The 4803-nt window shown below is 74.4% G+C and carries 4 protein-coding genes; 2 read left to right on the top strand and 2 right to left on the bottom strand.

Annotation, left to right across the window (positions count from 1 at the left end):
* The first annotated feature begins 128 nt into the window (after positions 1-128).
* Both CCN29_RS17370 and CCN29_RS17375 read left to right on the top strand, forming a co-directional pair.
* Positions 129-587 (top strand): DUF485 domain-containing protein, encoded by a 459-nt coding sequence (locus CCN29_RS17370; protein WP_086682963.1) that lies wholly within the window; start codon positions 129-131, stop codon positions 585-587.
* The gene (locus tag CCN29_RS17375; RefSeq protein WP_006136423.1) at positions 584-2176 is read left to right on the top strand and encodes a monocarboxylic acid transporter; all 1593 of its coding nucleotides are present in this window, start codon (positions 584-586) and stop codon (positions 2174-2176) included. The genes CCN29_RS17370 and CCN29_RS17375 overlap by 4 nt, the downstream gene beginning before the upstream one ends.
* Before the next feature lie 253 nt (positions 2177-2429).
* Here the strand turns inward: CCN29_RS17375 and CCN29_RS17380 are convergent, their stop codons facing one another.
* Positions 2430-3110: a response regulator gene (locus CCN29_RS17380; protein ID WP_006136422.1), complete on the bottom strand. Its 681-nt coding sequence runs from the start codon at positions 3108-3110 to the stop codon at positions 2430-2432.
* Positions 3107-4780 (bottom strand): ATP-binding protein, encoded by a 1674-nt coding sequence (locus CCN29_RS17385; protein WP_031022485.1) that lies wholly within the window; start codon positions 4778-4780, stop codon positions 3107-3109. The genes CCN29_RS17380 and CCN29_RS17385 overlap by 4 nt, the downstream gene beginning before the upstream one ends.
* Between the last annotated feature and the right edge of the window lie 23 nt (positions 4781-4803).

Raw genomic sequence — 4803 nt, forward strand, 5'->3', positions numbered from 1 at the left:
CGGGACGGCGCCCCTCCGGACGTCTCCGTAGCCGCTTCACGAGGCGCCCGCACACTCCAGTCACCTGATGGAGTGAAGAGGTACGGGAAGAAGAGTCAGGGAAGTTCCCGTTCTGTCCATCCTTGGGCATGCAGCGAAGCAATGCGGGGGACGTGACCTACGACGATCCCTGGTACGACGCCCTGGCCTCGGGCTGGGGCGAATCGGCCGCGGCGGCATCGCCGTCGGCGCGGCCCGAGCCGAAGGCCGCGCCCGCGGCGGCCGACATCTACCTCGAGGTGCAGCGCAGCGCGGCCTTCCAGGAAGTGCGGCGCCGCTACCGGCGGTTCGTGGTCCCCGGGGCCGTCGCCTTCCTCGTCTGGTACGTCGCGTACGTCGTCACCGCCACCACCGTCCCCGAACTGATGGCGCGCCCCGTCGCGGGCGCGCTGAACGTCGGGATGCTCGCGGGACTCGGCCAGTTCCTCACCACCTTCCTGCTCACCTGGGCCTACGTCCGCCACGCCCGGCTGCGGCGCGACCGCGCGGCGCTCGAACTGCGCTGGGACACCCAGGAGCTGGCGCGAGGCAGAGGCGGCGCGGCATGACCACCGACCACCGCACCACCGCCCTGCTGCTGTTCAGCGCGTTCGTCGCCGTCACCCTCGTCATCACCACCTGGGTGAGCCGCCACCGCCAGGGCTCCGCCGAGGAGTTCTACACCGGCAACCGTCTCTTCTCGCCGCTGGAAAATGGTTTTGCCATCGCCGGCGACTACATGTCGGCCGCCTCCTTCCTCGGCATCTCCGGACTCATCGCCCTCGTCGGCTACGACGGGATGCTCTACTCGGTGGGCTTCCTCGTGGCCTGGCTGGTGGTGCTGTTCCTGGTCGCCGAACTGGTGCGCAACTGCGGCCGGTTCACGCTCGCCGACGTGGTCGCCGCCCGGATGCGGGAACGGCCGGTGCGCATCGCCGCCGGCACCTCCTCCGTCGCCGTCTCCGTGCTGTACCTGGTGGCGCAGATGGTCGGCGCGGGCAGTCTCGTCGCGCTGCTCCTCGGCGGCACCGGCGAGGCCGTGCAGGCCTGGACCGTGGTCGGCGTCGGAGCGCTCATGGTGATCTACGTGTCGCTCGGCGGCATGCGCGCCACCACCTGGATCCAGATCGTCAAGGCGGTCCTGCTGCTCGGCGGCACCGTCACCCTGACCGTCCTCGTCCTGCTGCGCTTCCACGGGGACGTCAACCGCCTGCTGCACACCGCCGCCGAACGCAGCGGCCACGGCGACGCGTTCCTCGCCCCCGGCCTCGCCTACGGCGGCGACTGGACCGCCCGCTTCGACTTCATCAGCCTCGGACTCGCCCTGGTGCTGGGCACGGCGGGCCTGCCGCACATCCTGTCCCGCTTCTACACCGTCCCCACCGCGCGCGCCGCCCGGCGGTCCGTGGTCTGGGCGATCGGCCTCATCGGCGGCTTCTACCTGATGACCATCGTGCTCGGCTTCGGCGCCGCCGCGCTCATCGGCCCGGACGCCGTGCGCGCCTCGCACGCGTCGGGCAACACGGCGGTGCCGCTGCTCGCGCTCGACCTGGGCGGCGGCGCCGGCACCACCGGGGGCACGGTGCTCTTCGCGGTCGTCGCCGCGGTCGCCTTCGCGACCATCCTCGCCGTCGTCGCCGGGATCACGCTCGCCTCCTCGGCGTCCGTCGCCCACGACCTGTACGCCTCCCTGCGCCGCCCCGGCGGCAAGCCCCGCAGCGAGGTCGCCGTCGCGCGCGTCGCCGCCGTCGGCATCGGGGTCGTCGCGATCGCCCTCGGCCTGCTGGCCCGCGACCTCAACGTCGCCTTCCTCGTCGGTCTCGCCTTCGCCGTCGCCGCGTCCGCCAACCTGCCCGTGCTGCTCTACTCGCTGTTCTGGCGCGGCTTCACCACGCGCGGCGCCGTGTGGTCCGTCTACGGCGGCCTCATCCCGGCGGTGGTGCTGGTGCTGCTGTCCCCGGTGGTGTCCGGCAGCCCCGACTCCCTCTTCCCCGGCGTGGACTTCCAGCTCTTCCCGCTCCAGAACCCGGGACTGGTCTCCATCCCGCTGGGCTTCCTCGCCGGATGGCTCGGCACGGTCACCTCCACCGAGGTCCCCGACGAGGCCCGCCACGCCGAGACCGAGGTGCGGTCGCTGACGGGCGCGGGGGCGGCTTAGCGGCGGGCGGTGCGGTCCGGAGGGTGGCCGGCGCGGTTGTGGCGGGCGGCCCGCGCGGCCCGGCGGGCGGCTACCGGGCTGGCCGCCGGGTGGCTACCGGGCTGGCCGCCGGGTGGCTACCGGGCTGGCTGCCGGGCGGTGGGGGCCGCGCAGTGCCGGCGCGGCCTGGTGAAGGCCCGCGCGGAGACATACGGCGCCGGGATCCGTATGGGAGGGGGGCACGGTTCCTTCCCCCGCCCCCACGAGCCGTGCCTCAGGCGCGGGTCGCCCACACGTAACGGTGTTCCGGGCGGCCCGCGTCCCCGTAGCGCAGGGTCAGCGTGGCCCGTCCCGTGCGTTCCAGGAGCTTCAGATAGCGCTGGGCGGTCTGCCGGCTCACTCCCGTGCGTTCGGCGATCTCCTGCGCCGACAGCGGCCCTTCCGCCGCCGTCAGCGCCCGCCGCACCAGGTCCGCCGTGGTGGGGGAGTGCCCCTTGGGCAGCTGCGGCTCGGTCGACTCGGATAGCGCGCCGAAGATACGGTCCACCTCCGCCTGCTCCGCCTCACCGCCGCCGTCGAGGGTGCGGCGCAGCCGCGCGTACGCCTCCAGCTTGCCGCGCAGCCCGGCGAAGGCGAACGGCTTGACCAGGTATTGCAGCGCGCCGTGCCGCATCGCCGCCTGCACCGTCGCCACGTCCCGCGCCGCCGTCACCATGATCACGTCGGCCTGGTGGCCGCGCCGCCGCATCTCCCGGACGACGTCCAGACCCGTCTCGTCGGGCAGATAGTGGTCCATGAGGACCAGATCCACCCGGGAAAGCGTCTCCACCCGCTCCAGCGCCTCCGCCGCGCTGTGCGCCGGGGTCACGGCGTGGAAGCCGGGCACCTTGTCGACGTAGGCCGCGTTCACCCGCGCCACCCGGACGTCGTCGTCCACAACCAGCACCTCGATCATCGCGCCTCCTCCGGTTCCGCGGGCCGGGAGGAAGCGCCCGCGAGGGCGGTCGGCGGCCCCGGCTCGGCCAGCGCCTCCGGCAGGACCACGGTGAACTCGGCGCCCCCGCCCGGCGCCTCACCCACGCGCGCGTCGCCCCCGTGCCGGTGCGCGAGCCGGCGCACCAGCGGCAGCCCGATGCCCCGCCCACGGTGGCCGGGCGGCTCCTTGGTGGACCAGCCCTCCGTGAAGATCAGCTCCCGCTGCTCGGGCGGCACTCCCGGGCCGGTGTCCCGCACCACGAGCACCGCCGTACGGCCCTCCGCGCGCAACTCGACCTCCACGCGCGCGTCGGGCGTGCCGGCGACGGCGTCCAGGGCGTTGTCCACCAGGTTCCCCACGACCGTCACCAGCCCGCGCGGGTCGACCAGCCGGTCCGGCAGACGCGACCGGTCCGACAGCCGCAGCGCCGCCCCGCGCTCCGCCGCCACCGTCGCCTTGCCCACCAGCAGCGCCGCCAGCAGCGGATCCCGGATCCGCTCCGTGACCTGCTCCGATGTGGCCCGGTGGTCGCCCACCACCTCGCCGACGAACTCCACCGCGTCCTCGTACATCTCCAGCTCCAGCAGCCCCAACAGGGTGTGCATGCGGTTCGCGTGCTCGTGGTCCTGGGCGCGCAGCGCGTCGATCAGCCCGCGCGTCGAGTCGAGCTCCCGGCCCAGCTGGTCAAGCTCGGTCCGGTCGCGCAGGGTGGCCACGGCGCCGCCGTCGTCGGTCGGCATACGGTTCGCGACCAGCACCCGCTGCCCGCGGACGGTGAGCAGATCGGTGCCGGTCACCCGCCCCGCCAGCACGTCCGCCGTACGGCCCGCGCCCAGCGCCTCGTCCGGCGAGCTGCCGACGGCCTCCTCACCGATGCCCAGCAGCCGCTGCGCCTCGTCGTTCAGCAGCCGGACGCGCCCGTGCCGGTCCAGGGCCACGACGCCCTCCCGGATGCCGTGCAGCATCGCCTCGCGCTCCGCGAGCAGCGCGGCGATGTCGGAGAAGGCCAGGTCACGGGTCTGCCGCTGGACCCGCCGGGAGATCAGCCAGGCCGCGAGCGCACCCACCGCGAGGGCGCCGCCCGCGTAGGCGAGCAGTCCCGGAATGGCGTGGATCAGCCGCGCGCGGACGCTGTCGTAGGCGATGCCGACCGAGACGGCGCCGATGACCTCGCCGCCGGCGTCCCGCAGCGGGACCTTGCCGCGCGCCGAGCGGCCCAGGGTGCCCTCGTCGATCTCCATGACCTCACGGCCGGCCAGAGCCTCACCGGGGTCGGTGGACACGAGCCCGCCGATCCGCTCCGGGTCGGTGTGCGACCAGCGCACGCCCCGCCGGTCCAGCACCACCACGTACTCCGCGCCGGTCGCCCGCCGGATCCGCTCCGCCTCCCGCTGCACCGGCCCGCCGGGCGTGGGCTCCGTGGCGCGCAGGTCCTCGGCGATCTGCGGCTGCTGGGCGGTGGTCTGCGCGATCGCCAGGGCGCGGCGCATCGCCTGGTCGTCCAGCTGCTCGCCGAGCGGCGCGAGGAACAGGCCGGTCGCCAGGACCGCGACGCCCGCGGCGATCGCCACCTGCATCAGCAGGATCTGGGAGAACACCCGCCGCGGCAGGCCGAGGCGCAGACGGCGAGCGGGGGCTGTGGGGCTCATGCCCCGACGGTACGTGGGGGAGG

Source organism: Streptomyces pseudogriseolus, assembly GCA_002154585.1.
Taxonomy (GTDB): domain Bacteria; phylum Actinomycetota; class Actinomycetes; order Streptomycetales; family Streptomycetaceae; genus Streptomyces; species Streptomyces pseudogriseolus.